At 58.0% G+C, this 14,363-nt stretch carries 12 protein-coding genes and 1 tRNA gene; 6 read left to right on the top strand and 7 right to left on the bottom strand.

The features are described 5' to 3' along the window. Positions 1-238: 238 nt before the first annotated feature. The 7 genes from ACYQ54_RS27300 to ACYQ54_RS27270 form a co-directional block, all read right to left on the bottom strand. Positions 239-760 (bottom strand): regulatory protein RecX, encoded by a 522-nt coding sequence (locus ACYQ54_RS27300; protein WP_460088066.1) that lies wholly within the window; start codon positions 758-760, stop codon positions 239-241. Beyond that, a complete protein-coding gene (locus tag ACYQ54_RS27295) occupies positions 750-1,592 on the bottom strand; it encodes an MBL fold metallo-hydrolase (RefSeq protein ID WP_460088064.1) in 843 nt (280 codons plus the stop codon). Before ACYQ54_RS27295 ends, ACYQ54_RS27300 begins: the two co-directional genes overlap by 11 nt. After that, positions 1,589-2,395 carry a TatD family hydrolase gene (locus ACYQ54_RS27290; RefSeq protein WP_460088061.1) on the bottom strand — a complete coding sequence of 269 codons (807 nt, stop codon included), beginning with the start codon at positions 2,393-2,395 and terminating at the stop codon, positions 1,589-1,591. Before ACYQ54_RS27290 ends, ACYQ54_RS27295 begins: the two co-directional genes overlap by 4 nt. 150 nt (positions 2,396-2,545) lie before the next feature. Continuing rightward, entirely contained in the window at positions 2,546-3,607 is a 1,062-nt protein-coding gene (locus tag ACYQ54_RS27285) for a DNA polymerase III subunit delta' (RefSeq protein ID WP_460088059.1), read from the bottom strand. Further along, positions 3,607-4,293, bottom strand: coding sequence for a dTMP kinase (gene tmk, locus ACYQ54_RS27280; protein ID WP_460088057.1), 687 nt, complete (start codon positions 4,291-4,293; stop codon positions 3,607-3,609). The genes ACYQ54_RS27285 and tmk overlap by 1 nt, the downstream gene beginning before the upstream one ends. Positions 4,294-4,368: 75 nt before the next feature. Next, positions 4,369-5,448, bottom strand: coding sequence for a D-alanyl-D-alanine carboxypeptidase family protein (locus tag ACYQ54_RS27275; protein WP_460088056.1), 1,080 nt, complete (start codon positions 5,446-5,448; stop codon positions 4,369-4,371). Positions 5,449-5,649: 201 nt separating this feature from the next. Next, positions 5,650-6,795, bottom strand: coding sequence for a septal ring lytic transglycosylase RlpA family protein (locus ACYQ54_RS27270; RefSeq protein ID WP_460088054.1), 1,146 nt, complete (start codon positions 6,793-6,795; stop codon positions 5,650-5,652). Between the two features lie 757 nt (positions 6,796-7,552). Here ACYQ54_RS27270 and ACYQ54_RS27265 point away from each other — a divergent pair. From ACYQ54_RS27265 to ACYQ54_RS27240, 6 genes are all read left to right on the top strand, one after another. After that, positions 7,553-7,642, top strand: a tRNA-Ser gene (locus ACYQ54_RS27265). 155 nt (positions 7,643-7,797) lie between these two features. Then, positions 7,798-9,036, top strand: a complete 1,239-nt coding sequence (locus ACYQ54_RS27260; protein WP_460088052.1) for an MHYT domain-containing protein — start codon at positions 7,798-7,800, stop codon at positions 9,034-9,036. Positions 9,037-9,458: 422 nt separating this feature from the next. Next, a complete protein-coding gene (locus ACYQ54_RS27255) occupies positions 9,459-10,325 on the top strand; it encodes an FAD binding domain-containing protein (RefSeq protein WP_460088050.1) in 867 nt (288 codons plus the stop codon). Positions 10,326-10,346: 21 nt separating this feature from the next. Beyond that, complete coding sequence (locus tag ACYQ54_RS27250; RefSeq protein WP_460088049.1) at positions 10,347-10,856, top strand: (2Fe-2S)-binding protein; 510 nt, start codon at positions 10,347-10,349, stop codon at positions 10,854-10,856. Further along, positions 10,853-13,273, top strand: a complete 2,421-nt coding sequence (locus tag ACYQ54_RS27245) for an aerobic carbon-monoxide dehydrogenase large subunit (RefSeq protein WP_460088048.1) — start codon at positions 10,853-10,855, stop codon at positions 13,271-13,273. The genes ACYQ54_RS27250 and ACYQ54_RS27245 overlap by 4 nt, the downstream gene beginning before the upstream one ends. A gap of 208 nt (positions 13,274-13,481) precedes the next feature. Beyond that, positions 13,482-14,363: an AAA family ATPase gene (locus ACYQ54_RS27240; protein WP_460088046.1), complete on the top strand. Its 882-nt coding sequence runs from the start codon at positions 13,482-13,484 to the stop codon at positions 14,361-14,363.

Here is a 14,363-nt window from a genome sequence, read left to right as displayed (position 1 = left end):
TGACCAGCGTCAGACGGACGGGAAGTGTCGCATCTCTAACTGGCCCAAGTGTCGCATTACTAAATGGCTGCTATACATCTAAATCGCATAATAAATATTATGGAACATTTATTGTGAGTGGTGTTTGGCGTGATTTGCCAAGGCCTTAGGCATTACGTTTGACCGCGCGTTTCTGTTCATGTCTCAGGTCCGTTCTGGCGAGCACTCCTTGTTGAGCTCTTCCATGGGATTGATGGCTTCAGTTTTCAGCGTCCGTATCGATCACCTTACGAGCAACGTCGTAGGTAAAGCCGGCACGGCACATGGCAGCCAGATCTTTGTCACGCCTGTCTTCTCGAGTTGGTGTGGTCCTGTATGGCCCGAGCCGTCTGCGTCTGGCGAATATGCGTGCGGCTTCCTCGTCGGTGCGCTCGTCTTGTTCCAGCACCGTCTGGATTGTGGCTCTGTCGACACCCTTGGCTGTGAGTTGCGCTTCAATCTTTCGGGTTGAGCCACCTCGGCGCCGCAAGCCGGCTGTCTTGGTTTCCGCATAGGTTTTGTCGTTGACCAGACCGGTCTGGACGCATTTCTCAACGACGCGGTCGATAAGCTCCGAATATTCAGCCGGATCGAGTTCAAGGCTCAGGCAGGCTTTCAATACCTTGCGTTCAAGAACCTTGCGAAGATTGGCGGCGGACGTTGCATAGCGTTCCAGGTAGTGAAGCGCAGATTTGATCAGCCGGTCTTCGGTCGGAGGCTTGTAACGTGGCTTACCAGCCATCGGACGAAAGAACGCTTTCTCTGCCGGTTTCGGCGTTTTCCGATGTCAGAAGCATTCCGTCATAGGCAGGTTCTATGGTTTCAGGAAGTTCCGCTGACAGGGTTTTGTAGTCCAGGTCGTTGTGAAGATTGGTAAAAACGGCACGCCTGGGCGCGATTCTGCTGGTCCAGGAAAGAGCATCCGCCAGACAGAAATGGCTTGGGTGTGGTCTCCGACGTAAGCAATCCAGAATCAAAATATCCAGATTTTTCAGTCTATTGAGGCTGATTTCCGGAATGTCGGAGACATCGGGGATATAGGCTGCGTCGCCAATGCGAAATCCGAGCGCATTGATTTCCCCATGAACCACTTCAAATGGCTCGAAGGTAATTGAGCCACCGCTTCCGTCGATGGTCACCGGCTGCATCGGCTGCAAGTCTCGGCGGTCAAGAATGGGCGGATAATTGGACCCTGCCGGTGTTTCGAAACAATAGCTGAATGCAGTGAGGGCTCTGTCGGTGGTTGCTTTGTCCATGTAGACCGGCACTCGTTGACCGGATTGGACCCAGAACGCCCGCAGATCGTCTACACCGTGCAGATGATCGGCATGGGAATGGGTGTAAAGCACTGCATCCAGGTGTTTGACATCGGCAGCCAACAATTGTGCCCGGATGTCTGGTCCACTGTCTATCAACACGGTTGTGCACTTGTTGTTCACACGCTTTTCCACAAGAAGCGCACAGCGGCTGCGGCGGTTTTTCGGTTCATGGGGATCACAATCGCCCCAATCATTGCCGACGCGTGGGACGCCTCCGGACGAGCCGCATCCTAAAATGGTCAGCGTCAAGGTCATGAAGTAATTGCTTTGGTCTGGTGGTTGGAGCTGGGCACCTTGTTGAAAAGGCGGAAGAAATTGTCAGTCGTCTGGCGCGCGATCTCTTCTTCGGACACGCCGCGCGTTTCTGCCAGAACCGCTGCAGTCATGGCGGTGTAGGCCGGTTCGTTGCGCTTGCCGCGTTTTGGTTGCGGCGCAAGATAAGGTGCATCGGTTTCGACCAGTAAACGGTTTGCCGGCAATTCACGAGCGATTTCGCGGATCTCTTCGGAGCGTTTGAAGGTCAAAATACCGGAGAATGAAACATACAGGCCGAGTTCTATACCGGTCAGAGCCAGGTCGCGGCCGGACGAAAAGCAATGCAATAGGGCGGGGAAGGCCCCCTTCCCCATTTCTTCGCGCAAGATGGCGGCCATGTCGTCGTCTGCGTCACGTGAATGAATGACCAGAGGCAAACCGGTGCGCCTGGCTGCGTCGATGTGGATGCGCAGGCCTTCTGCCTGTGCGTCCCGCGGTGCCTTGTCATAGAAGTAATCAAGACCGGCTTCGCCAATGGCCACCACCTTGGGGTGGTTCGCCAACCGCACGATTTCCTCTGCCGGAATGCCGCGTTCCGTGCCGGCGTTATGTGGATGGGTCCCGACGGAACAATAGACTTCCGGATACTCTTCCGCGATCGCAAGAACCTGGTCGAATTTGCGAATATGGGTGCAGATGGTGACCATCAGTTCCACACCGGCTTCCTTGGCCCGCGCAATCAGGTCGGCGCGTTCGCCGTTAAAATCAGGGAAATCGAGATGGCAGTGGCTGTCGACAAGCATGGGGGACCCGAATGTGTTTGATCGATAAGGCGCATATAGGTGTTGCAGCCGCCTTTTAACAAAAGAATCGGATCTTGCCCAAGTCACGAACGATGGCTTCAGACGATTTCCGGCACGTGTCGGCAGAGCAGTGCCGTTTCGTGCATCGCGTCAGGCGGCGCGCAAAGCGAAGAAGAAATCCAGCACGACCTGTTTCTTGTCGAGATTAAGCGCGTCGGTATCACGGACCGCCTTGTTCATCTTTTCCCACAGTTCGACGATCTCATGCGCGTTGCGCACGCCTTTTGTTAGGTCCCGGCGCATGCGGTCATGCAACCAGATTTGCACGATGTGCTGGAAGCTCTCCCAATTGTCTGATTGACCGCGTGCGGCGACCAGGTCCGCCAATGAGTGGACCGCGGCCAGGTCAAGTTGGTGCGGCCGGTCGGCTAGCTGGCGAAACCCCTTGGCGATAGCAAGTCCATCGCCGGAGAGCAGCGTAATGGCGGAGCGCAGGCTGCCATCGGCGGTCTGCGCCAGTTCACGAAGATCGTCCGCCGTGGCAACCGAATTGCCGGTCAGATCCTGCAGCCCTTGCCCGATTTCCTGTTCACTCAAGGGATCGAGGTCAAGGCGACGGCATCTGGAGCGGATTGTGGGCAAAAGACGCCCCGGGGCGTGGCTCAACACCAGAAACAGGCACCGTTGCGGTGGTTCTTCCAGAATCTTCAAAAGAGCATTGGCGGAGCTGATGTTCATATCGTCCGCGGCATCGACAATACAGATCCGCCAGGCTTTCGCCGATGCGGTTGTGCCGAAGAAGGAAACGGTTCTGCGAACCTCATCCACCGGCAGGTCGGCCTTGAATCGTTTCGACTTTTCGTCCCAGGGGCGCCGCAGATGAAGAACGTTGGGATGTCCACCTGCCTTGAGCTGGCGGGCAACCGGATGGTCCGGCAAAACGGCAAGGTCGCGCGCGGCAGCAACTTGCGGCCCGAACCTGTCAGGATTTGCAATCACGAACCGAGCGAAACGAAAAGCAAGTGTTGCCTTGCCGATACCCTTCGGACCACCCAGGATCCACGCGTGATGAAGCCGCTCGGACCTGTAGGCCGTCAGAAGGGCTTGTTCCGTCTTGGCGTGTCCGATCAGACGATCACGTTCATGCGGCAATGGATATCCCGGAAGAGCATCTACTTCGGGAATGTCGATCGGTTCATTGGCTCGGGCCATCAATGAGCCTCTTCTGGAATGTCTGCCGCCGAGACGTCCAGGCTCAGGTCGCCTGCAAAAGTTTCTCGCACGGCATTTCGAATGGCTTCTTCAACCTCGGCAGGGTCTTTTGATCCGTCTATGACGGCAAACCGGTAGGCTTCCGTCTCTGCGAGTTCGAGAAACAGGTCGCGCCTGCGCTGATGAACCTTGAGTTCCTCCCCTTCGAACCGGTCAGGTCCGCCGCTGTCATCGGACCGGGAGCGTTCCTCCACCCGGCCGAGACCGATTTCCACCGGCACGTCGATCAGGATTGTAAGGTCAGGATAAACACCGGCAACCGCAGCTGTTTCCAGAAGCTTGAGATAGTCGCGGTCAACACCTGCTTCGCCCTGATAGACCCAGGTCGAATCGGCATAGCGGTCACAAAGCACCCAGTCGCCCCGCTCAAGCGCCGGCTTGATGGTGGTGTCGACATGATCCGCACGGGCTGCTGCAAACAGCATGGCTTCGCCACGCGGGCCCAGATCCTTCGCTCCGCCAGACAGCAGCATGGCACGGATCTTTTCAGCGCCCGGCGAGCCACCGGGTTCCCGCGTCACCACGACAGACAGTCCAAGGTCTTCCAGGTAGGTTTTCAGGCGGGCGATCTGCGTCGATTTTCCGGCACCCTCGCCGCCTTCAAAGGTAATGAAATGTCCTGGCACCCGTTCCCGGCTCCGCTTAATTCTTGTTGGTCTTTGTCACCGGCTTTAACAGTAATTGCAATCGTTGTGGACCGTTTAGCCGATCCAACCGAACAGCAATTCCTGCAGGCCGTCGAGTGCGCGGCCGATCAAGGTGCCTTCCGCAACAGCGCCGCCGGTCACAAGAGGAGAGCGGTAGACAATCCCGTCCTTGCCGATCACACGGATTTCGCCGACCTTCTCACCAGCCTGAACCGGCGCGGGAAGCGGGCCGTTGTAGATAACGCGAATCCGGTAGTCCAGAGTGCCGCCGCGGGGAAGCAACACGTCGACGCTTTTCTCGGAGATCAGAGGCACACTGCTTGAAACTCCGCCGAAAACGCGTCCATCGGTCACGACATCGCCTGCAGAAAACAGGGTCTGAACGGAGAAGTACTCCCAGGCGCCTTCGATGACTTCCTTGAGCGTTTGTAGCCGGTGTTTGTCAGAAGACAGACCGGCTACTGCCGCAATGACCCTTCGGCCGTTCCGGTCCACGGACCCCAGGCCGGAATAGCCGGATTCGGCGTCCTGGCCGCCGCCAAGCCCGTCAAGATTCCTGATTTCTCCAAGCAGCGGGTTCTTGTTGCGCTGAAAAATCTTGTTCCAGGTGAATTCGGGGATCGAGAACATCGGATAACGATCCGGGAAGCTCTCCAGAATATATTCCGCAAGTCTTGCCTGATCACGGACCGTGGTATGGCTTGGCACTTCGGCATAACCGGTGGGGTTGCCAAAGCGGCTGTTTTTCATGCCGATGGATTGCGCCAGCTCGGTCATGCGCACCGCAAAGGCTTCTTCCGATCCGTCCAGACATTCAGCCAATACGATGGCAGAATCGTTGCCATTGTGAACCAGCAATCCCTTGAGCAGATCCTCGACCGATATGTCGGACTTGATGGCGGCGAACATTGTTGCGCCGCGTCCCGACGGAGCACCGCCCGTCCGCCAGGCATGTTCACTCACCTTGCAGGTCTGATCGATCTTGAGAGCGCCGTCCTCAAGGGCTTTGAACACCGTGGCGGCCGTCATTACCTTGACGAGAGAGCCCGGGGCAAAAGCTCGGTCCGGTTCCTTTGCGAAAAGGATCGTGCCCGAACCGGGCTCGTAAAGAAACGCCATCGGAGCCTTGGTCACGATGGTTTCGGCGGCTTGGCCGGGGATTGCGCTACCCGCAACGACAAAAAGGGTTGAAAGTGCCCCTCGCCTCAACAAGCGTCGGCAGAACCTTGTCACTCCGGATAAAGAATACGCGGACGCCATAAAACCGCTTGCCCTATTCATAGAAACAGGCGCGGCTGTGGAACGATGCCGGGCAACATCCGGCTTCCTCGCCGCTTAGCCGCCGTTTTCCAGTTTGATCGCCAGCTCACGCATTGAAAGGCCCGTGGCCGAGGCATTTGCAAGAAGCGAATGCGCACCGGAAATTCTGCGGTTCGCAGCAAATGACGAAATTGCGCTGCCCGAAACAAGACCGGCAGATGTTCCCGGTGCCGGGACGCGCAATACGCCGAGTGTGCCTTCCGCTGGGGCGAGACCCGTCGGCGAATAGGCCGATTCAACTGGTTCGAAACGATTGTTTGAGGCAACTTCGATGGTCGGCTTGCCGGCTTCGAATGCCAGTGCCGGATCGAAAGCAACCTTTAGCGTCGTTTGCTGCGCCCGGAACGCGGTCGTGGATGACGCTGTTGTCAGATACGGACGTGCGCTTGGTGCGGGAACTGCGCCAAAGGTGACCTGAGGTGTGATCTGTTGAGGTACGACCTGCTGCGGTTCGGCCTGTGCCAGCATTGTGCCCGGCATTGTCGCACCGGGTTCTACCGCACCCGGCCCACGGTAAGAGGCCAAAAGGAAGCCTTCGTCTTGTCCGTGCAGCGGTGCACGGCCGACATACTCGACCTTTACCTTGCCGATACCGGCAGATTTGGTGCCAAGCATGGTCGCAGCGCGTTCCGACAGGTCGATAACCCGGTTGCCGTGGAACGGTCCGCGGTCGTTGACACGCACGATCATCGAGCGACCGTTTTCCACGTTTGTCACGCGGGCGTAGGATGGCAGCGGCATCGTCGTATGCGCAGCTGTAAGGGAGTTACGGTCGAAAACTTCGCCATTAGCTGTCTTGCGGCCGTGGAAAGTCGGGCCATACCAGGAAGCAAGGCCGGTCTTCTTGTAGTCCGGATCTTCCTTGGGATAATACCACTTGCCGGCAATCTTGTATTTCTTGCCGACGATATAGCGTCCGCCACCCTTCGGGACAGGCTGGCCTTCCGCGACCATGCGCGGGCTGCCTTTGACACCATATTTTTCCGGGCTGAACTTTGATTTCTGTTGTGGAGTGGAACTGCAAGCCGCAACGGCTGAAACAGCTGCGGCCACGATCAACCCCGTGCGCAACTGGGCGCTGAGCTTTCGTGCAGGACGCGAGTTCACCTCGAGCGTCACAGCCGGTTCCCCTGAAGACGTTCCTGCCACCTGGTTTTTCACCTGGCAAGATTTCCCGCCTGTCCCTTGCATACTGCCGTCCTACTCACTTACGCGCTGGCGGCCCCGCAGCTCACGCGATCATTCCGGCGCGTGGTTCGGTCCGCACCGGTTTTCAAGGCATTGTTCCGATCATTTGATCAGTCCCCGCAAGACGCGCTAGCCCCCGCTGCACATCCCGCATATGCCCTTGTTAAAGCGTAGTTTTATTACTTCAAAGTAAACTGCCCGTCGAGGCCGTGACGTTGCCCAATTTCCACTCTCCACCACTTTCGAACGGCAATTGGCCTCCGCGTGACCATGCTGACGATGTAACGCGCTGAAATATATGACTAAAAACTGCGTCAATTTGCCTGTCGCAAGCTGTTGCGCGAAAAACACAGGTGGAAAGAAATCGTCATTCGGGTGAGTTGTGACGTAGGTCACATTCTGCCCTGTCAAATCCGCCTAGGGTGAACTCATTGCTGATGACCGCCCTGTCACAGCAATGCTGGACCCCACCTCCAGCTTCGGCCGCCGGTTCAAAACCCTGCCCACGACACCGGACCGGCGGCCCCTGCCCTTTGGCGATGTTCCTGCGCTTCGCACTGCCCGTCCTGCCCCTGTTAGCAACCGACGCAGGAACATCCCAAGGCTGATCGCATCCCCCTACATCCACACGATTTCTTCTGCTGGAACCTCCTCCCCGTGATTCCGGCTTGACTTTCCGATTGAGACAAAGGAAACGGTTTGCACAGTCGGGCCTCCAGGGCGCCGGCATGGTGAGGTGGCCGAGTGGTTTAAGGCAGCGGTCTTGAAAACCGCCGTGCGTGAGAGCGTACCGTGGGTTCGAATCCCACCCTCACCGCCATTCATCCTCTTGAATCTTTCGAATTCCTCCGACCGCTATCTCTTGCGGTGTCGGTTCCACACGCAATTTGATGCAGATTTCTCTTTCCCCTATCATCTCATCCGGAGGAACCCGTCGCTCATTGCGGCGGCGGCTGCTGGGAGGAGATAGCCGGTATGTCAGTGATGCACGAGCCCTGGCTTGTTGCGTTGTCCTTGGTGATGGCCTTTCAGGGCAGCTTTGTGGGCTTGAACCTTGCCGTGCAGGTTCGAAGTGCGGTGGATCCGCGCCGGCGGTTCCTGCTTGCTGGAGCCGCACTGACATTGGCGCTTGCCGTATGGTCCATGCATTTTGTTGGAATGCTCGCAGCGCGATTGCCGGTGGCTGTTGATTTTCTTGTGCTGCCGACGTTGTTGTCGTTTCTCGTCTGTGTGCTCGTCGTCGGCATTGCGGTTTTCGCCGCCAGCAATGCGCGCCTGACGCCGATACGTCTGGGGCTATCCGCCTTTGTCATGGGAAGCGGGATCTGCACCATGCATTATCTGGGCATGTATGCTCTGCATGGATCGCTGCGCATGGCGCATGACCCGGCCTATGTGTTTGCAAGCTTCCTGATTGCCTTCAACGCTGCTGGCTTTGCCATGTGGCTGTTGTTCGGCCTCGGGCGCCGCCCGCCTCTCGTCTTTTCGGCGGCGGTTCTGGCGCTAGCAATTTCGGCAATGCATTACACCGCCATGGCCGGGTTGACCTATGAAACGCTTCAGCCTGCCACCGGTGTTCTTGCTCCGGCGCTGAGTCCGGGAATGCTGGCCATTCTCGTTTCCTGTGTCGCGTTTCTGGTTTCGGGCCTGTTTCTTTTGGCTCTTGTTCCCGCACAGGATGAGCAGGCCGATCCCGCGGGTCCTTCGCGCGAAAACACCCCGAAGACACCGGACCTGGCTGTCCCTCAAGGGGCTCTGCCAACGGGCAAATCCGCATCCGGTTTGCAGGCAGCTGCGAAAGCGGTTCGGCCTGGCCAGCCTCTGGGCAAAGGGGCGCTGCCCATCGAGCGGGACGGCCAGAAAGGCAAGATCAGCGTTCTGGACATATATGCCATTCACGCGGATGCCCATTATACGCGGCTCTACGACGGCACTCGGGAGTTCTTTTGTCCGCTCTCCATCAGCGAGGCGGAACAGCAGCTTGATCCGAGAACCTTCAACAGGGTTCATCGCAGTCACATCGTCAACCTCAGCCATGTCGTCAGTTACAAGCGATCCGGTGACGGCGGAGTGCTCATTCTCGCAGGTCACGCGGCCCAGAGCGTTCCGGTCAGCCGGTCACGTTGGGGACGGGTGAAAGCGCGTCTGAAGGTTCTTGGCCAAAACCATTCGCACGGGCTTGCCGGACAGAAACACCCTGCTGCAGCGCAATAAGTGTGTTCCTTTGCTCTGCATCCGGCGTGTTGCAGTGCGTCTCCTTCTGGAAAACACGCCGTTCGTGCAATCCTGAACGAATGCGACACCACTTATGCTGGTGAGGCCCGTAATCAGGATCCGAATTTCAAGTATCTGTAACAAAAGCGTCTTTTTTCGAATTTCCGTTTCCTGGTCGTGGATTGTGTCAGCTTTACTGCCGCAGTTCGTGCAAGATGACACGTCTTCCGTGTGGTCTTGCAGGCCGTTTGTGCACCCGTTCTTGAGTGTGCGCCGCACAGTTCCGCACCCTTTTCAAACGTGAACCGTCCGGTTGCTTGTTGCACCCGGAGAAAACGTGGCCGGTCGACGGTGGAATCAATTCGCTGTTCGAGAGGATCGGCATTCGGCCTTGAGGAGGCCGGCAGAGGGAGGAGAAAGACGTGATACCTGGTGCATTCACCTATCACCGGCCATCGTCCGTGGCGGAAGCTGTTGCAATCCTGGTCAGTCACGGCGATGAAGCGCGTCCGTTATCGGGCGGGCACAGCCTGATCCCGATGATGAAGCTTCGCATGGCTGCGCCCGAGCATCTGGTGGACCTTGGCGGCATCGCAGATCTCAAGGGCATTTCAGACGACGGCGGAACGATCACCATTCGCGCAATGACCACGCAGCACGAACTGATCGGATCGGATCTGCTGGCATCGAAACTGCCGATCATTCGGGAAACGTCCCTTCTTATCGCCGACCCGCAGATCAGATACCTCGGCACAATTGGCGGCAATGTCGCAAACGGTGATCCGGGCAACGACATGCCGGCGCTGATGCAATGCCTGGATGCGACTTACATTCTGACCGGGCCGGACGGCGACAGGGAGGTTGCCGCGCGTGATTTTTACGAGGCGGCCTATTTCACCGCGCTTGCGCCGGAAGAAATCCTGACGGCAATCAGGATTCCGGTGCCGCCCGCAGGGCATGGCTATGCCTATGAAAAGCTGAAACGCAAGGTTGGAGACTATGCCACAGCCGCCGCGGCCGTGGTTCTGACCCTTGAAGGCAATACGGTCTCCTCGTGCTCCATCGCGCTCACCAATGTCGCCGATACGCCGCTTTTTGCGCAGGAAGCCGGAAAGATCCTGACCGGCTCCGCTCTTGATGCGCCGACGGTTGCCCGTGCGGTTTCGGCGGCGGAAGCCATCACCGAACCGGCGTCCGATGGTCGGGGGCCTGCGGAATACCGCACCAAAATGGCTGGTGTGATGCTGCAGCGCGCATTGGCCAGAGCCGCAACACGTGCCAGACGCTGAATGGGTTCGAGGGAGATACATATGAGCGATATCGAGCAAATACCGGTCACGATGACCGTCAACGGCAAGAAGGTGCAGCGCTTTGTTGAGCCGCGCACCTTGTTGATCCATTTCATTCGCGAAGAATTGAGCCTTACCGGACCCCATATCGGTTGCGAAACCTCCCATTGTGGAGCCTGCACAGTGGAACTGAACGGCATGTCCGTGAAGTCCTGCACCATGTTTGCCGTCCAGGCGAACGGGGCCGAACTCACGACAATCGAAGGCATGGCCAATGCGGACGGAACGCTGTCGGCGCTGCAGGAAGGGTTCCGGCAGATGCACGGGCTGCAATGCGGCTTTTGCACGCCGGGCATGATCCTTCGGGCGCACACACTGTTGAAGGAAAACCCGAACCCGACGGAAGATGAAATCCGCATGGGCATCTCCGGAAACCTCTGCCGTTGCACCGGTTATCAGAACATCGTCAAGGCCATCCAGTATGCCGCGGCCAAGCTGAACGGCACTGAATTCCAGGAGGCTGCAGAATGAACGACATGACCCCGACACGGGAACAGCGCGAGGCCGCCCTGGAAGGCATGGGCTGCAAGCGCAAGCGTGTGGAAGACATTCGCTTCACACAGGGCAAGGGCCAGTATGTCGATGATCTGAAGTTGCCCGGTATGGTGTTCGGCGATTTTGTCCGCTCCCCATATGCTCATGCGAAGATCACGAAAATCGATTCTTCAGAAGCCTTGAAGCTGCCCGGCGTGATTGCTGTTCTGACAGCGGAAGACCTGAAGGGCGTCAATCTGGCGTGGATGCCGACCCTTGCCGGTGACGTGCAGATGGTACTGGCCGACGGCAAGGTTCTGTATCAGAATCAGGAAGTTGCCTTTGTAGTGGCCGAAAACCGCTACATCGCCGACGATGCCATCCAGCTTGTGGAAGTGGACTACGAAGAACTTCCCGTCCTGACCGATCCCTTCAAGTCAATGGATCCGGATGCACCTGTGTTGCGTCCGGACCTTGAAGGCAAAACAGAGGGCGCGCATGGACCGCGCAAGCATCACAATCATATCTTCACCTGGGAGGTTGGTGAACGCGAGGCGACCGACAAGGCCTTTGCGGAAGCCGATGTCACCATCAAGGAGCTGATCTCCTACCACCGCACTCACCCCTCTCCGCTTGAGACGTGCCAGTGCGTTGCGTCCATGGACAAGATCAAGGGCGAGCTGACGGTCTGGGGCACATTTCAGGCACCTCACGTCATCCGCACGGTCGCCTCTCTGCTGTCGACCATTCCGGAGCAGAAGATCCACGTCATCGCGCCGGATATCGGCGGCGGCTTCGGCAACAAGGTCGGAGCCTATCCCGGTTATATCTGCGCCATCGTGGCTTCCATCGTGACCGGTGTTCCGGTGAAATGGGTCGAAGACCGGATGGAGAACCTCTCCGCGACCTCATTTGCCCGCGACTATCACATGACGGCGGAAATCGCTGCGAAAAGCGACGGCACTGTTACCGGTCTCAAGGTACATGTGCTGGCGGATCACGGCGGCTTTGATGCCTGCGCGGATCCGTCCAAATGGCCTGCCGGTTTCTTCAATATCGTGACCGGGTCCTACGACTTTCCAACGGCGCATCTTGAGGTTGATGGTGTCTATACAAACAAGGCCCCCGGCGGAGTGGCGTATCGATGCTCGTTCCGCGTTACGGAAGCTGCCTATTGCATCGAGCGCGCCATGGACGTTCTGGCGCAGAAGCTCGGCATGGATCCTGCGGATCTTCGCATGAAGAACTTCGTCAAGCCGGAACAGTTCCCGTATCATTCAGCCCTTGGCTGGGAATACGACAGCGGCGACTACCACACCGCCATGCAGAAGGCGATGGACGCTATCGGCTACCGCGACCTGCGTGCCCAACAAAAGGCCAAGCAGGAAGCCTTCAAACGGGGGGAAACCCGCGAAATCATGGGGATCGGCGTTTCTTTCTTCACCGAGATCGTCGGTGCCGGTCCGTCCAAGAACTGCGATATCCTGGGCGTCGCGATGTTTGACAGCGCCGAAATCCGCGTCCACCCAACCGGATCGGTCATTTCCCGGATGGGCACCAAGTCGCAGGGTCAGGGACACGAGACCACCTGGGCTCAGATCATCGCCACGGAAATCGGCATTCCCGCCGCCGACATCATGGTGGAGGAAGGCAACACGGACACCGCGCCATACGGGCTCGGGACCTATGGATCACGTTCCACGCCGGTGGCCGGTGCAGCGATCGCTCTTGCTGCGCGCAAGATTCGCAACAAGGCGCAGATGATCGCGGCGCACATGCTGGAGGTTTCGGAATACGATCTGGACTGGGACGTTGACGGCTTCCAGGTCAAAGGCAATCCGCAGGCACGTAAATCCATGAAGGAGATTGCCTGGGCTGCCTATCACGCCCCGCCGCCGGGCATGGAGCCGGGTCTTGAGGCTGTCAGTTACTACGACCCGCCCAACATGACCTATCCGTTCGGTGCATACCTGTGCGTGATGGACATCGATGTGGATACCGGCGTTGCCAAGACACGGCGCTTCTATGCACTCGATGATTGCGGCACGCGTATCAACCCGATGATCATCGAGGGGCAGGTCCATGGCGGCTTGACCGAGGCCTTTGCCATCGCGATGGGACAGGAAATCCGTTACGACGAGATGGGCAACGTCATGGGCGCGTCCTTCATGGATTTCTTCCTGCCGACGGCAGTTGAAACGCCACATTGGGAAACGGACTTCACCGTGACCCCAAGCCCACACCACCCAATCGGTGCAAAAGGGGTTGGCGAAAGCCCCAACGTAGGCGGTGTTCCGGCATTCTCCAATGCGGTCAACGACGCTTTCAAGTTCCTCGGGTCGACCCATATCCAGATGCCTCATGATGCGTGGCGGGTCTGGCAAGCTGCCAAGGATCTGGGGGCGCATGGGTAAGACCTTGTGATCGCCGCGGAGTTCCGGTGCGACTTAGGCTGGAACTCCGCCGCATTTCTTGAACCCTCATCCCATGGCTTGATCGTGGGATCCATGCCGTTGCCCGATCAGGCCTGAAATGCGTTTCAGGCTGTGGGACGGAATGGGGTGCCGGTGCAAGCCCGGCAGTGACAGGGGATTTTCCACCTCGCCACAGAGACAGGACTGAATGACCCAAAGCAAGTCTCAGATAGCGTTTCAACTGGCAGAAGCCGGTTATATCGCCGATGATGGTCTGGCGACGGCACTTCTGCTGACTGCGATGCTGGGGCGTCCGCTTTTGCTTGAAGGGGAAGCCGGCGTCGGCAAGACAGAAGTTGCCAAGGCTCTGGCGCGCCTTGAGAAAACGGATCTCATCCGCTTGCAATGTTACGAAGGGCTCGACCGGTCGGACGCGATCTACGAATGGAACTACCAACGGCAGCTTCTTGCCATCAAGGCGCGCGAAGGAACCGGTGACAGCGCCGAAGCGGTCGAGGAAGCGGTTTTTTCCGAAAAATACTTGCTGGAGCGCCCTCTTCTGGCCGCTATCCGGCGTGATGAGCCCCCGGTTCTCCTGATCGATGAAATTGATCGCGCGGACGAAGAGTTTGAAGCCTTTCTCCTGGAAATCCTGTCCGACTATCAGGTGTCGATCCCGGAACTTGGAACGGTTCGGGCAACGTCTGTTCCGCGTGTGGTACTCACATCCAACGGTACGCGAGAACTGTCGGATGCATTGCGCCGGCGCTGTCTCTATCATTTCGTCGACTACCCCTCGCCCGACCGCGAGGCACGTATCCTGCTCGCCCGTGTGCCGGATCTGGATGCAGCTCTTGCCAGTCAGCTTGCCGACCTGATGAGCAAGTTGCGCAAGGAAGACCTTGTGAAAGTGCCAGGTGTTGCCGAAACCATCGATTGGGCGGCGGCGCTCCTTGGTCTCGGTGCCAGGAACCTGCACGACAACAGGGAGCTCGTTTTCGACACGCTTTCCTGCGTACTCAAAACCCGTGAAGACAGCGCACGCGTGACCCGTGAAGTGACGGACAGGTTGCTTGGGAAGGTGGCCTGA

Source organism: Roseibium sp. LAB1 (genome assembly GCF_054658235.1).
This window is presented reverse-complemented; position numbering and strand designations above follow the sequence as displayed.

What these genes read in the sequence shown, in the direction of transcription:
- ACYQ54_RS27290 (WP_460088061.1), bottom strand. Translation starts at nt 2,395, where the DNA reads ATGCTTGTCGACAGCCACTGCCATCTCGATTTCCCTGATTTTAACGGC.
- ACYQ54_RS27295 (WP_460088064.1), bottom strand. Translation starts at nt 1,592, where the DNA reads ATGACCTTGACGCTGACCATTTTAGGATGCGGCTCGTCCGGAGGCGTC.
- ACYQ54_RS27245 (WP_460088048.1), top strand. Translation starts at nt 10,853, where the DNA reads ATGAACGACATGACCCCGACACGGGAACAGCGCGAGGCCGCCCTGGAA.
- ACYQ54_RS27260 (WP_460088052.1), top strand. Translation starts at nt 7,798, where the DNA reads ATGTCAGTGATGCACGAGCCCTGGCTTGTTGCGTTGTCCTTGGTGATG.
- ACYQ54_RS27250 (WP_460088049.1), top strand. Translation starts at nt 10,347, where the DNA reads ATGAGCGATATCGAGCAAATACCGGTCACGATGACCGTCAACGGCAAG.
- ACYQ54_RS27285 (WP_460088059.1), bottom strand. Translation starts at nt 3,607, where the DNA reads ATGGCCCGAGCCAATGAACCGATCGACATTCCCGAAGTAGATGCTCTT.
- ACYQ54_RS27240 (WP_460088046.1), top strand. Translation starts at nt 13,482, where the DNA reads ATGACCCAAAGCAAGTCTCAGATAGCGTTTCAACTGGCAGAAGCCGGT.
- ACYQ54_RS27300 (WP_460088066.1), bottom strand. Translation starts at nt 760, where the DNA reads ATGGCTGGTAAGCCACGTTACAAGCCTCCGACCGAAGACCGGCTGATC.